Here is a 427-nt window from a genome sequence, read left to right on the forward strand (position 1 = left end):
GCCCGTCGCGCTCAGCGACAGGTTGGTGGTGTCGGTAACGTCAGTCACGGTGGTGCTGACAGGAGTTTTATCAGCGACCAGATCCTCGTAATTACCGCCGCTAACGCCAGTGATCGAGTTGGTCAGCGGTGCATGGCCATTCAGCACGTCGTTCGGTGCGGTGGTGGTCACGGTGCCGGTGGTTTTGCCGACTTCGATGGTGATGTTCTGGCCGTTGGCCAGGGTCACCACGACAGGCGAGCCGGTCACTGGCGCGCCAACGGTGGCGGTGTAGGTGACGGTGCCGCCTTCAGCGGCGGTTTCGGTGGCGGTCAGTTTCACCGTCGAAGTATCGATGGTGTCGGTGACGTCGGTCACCGCTGGCGTGGTGCTCGAAACGAGGTTCTCGAAGTTGCCGCCGGTCGCGTCCTTGATAGTGACTTCGACC

1 protein-coding gene is annotated in these 427 nt (G+C 62.1%); it reads right to left on the bottom strand.

The genetic code is table 11. From position 1 onward, the window contains the following. Window positions 1–427: immunoglobulin-like domain-containing protein (locus ACQ4OE_RS26785; protein ID WP_430948458.1), on the bottom strand; the 427-nt coding region annotated here is incomplete at both ends.

The organism is Pseudomonas sp. WC2, assembly GCF_050586545.1.
Classification (GTDB): Bacteria; Pseudomonadota; Gammaproteobacteria; order Pseudomonadales; family Pseudomonadaceae; genus Aquipseudomonas.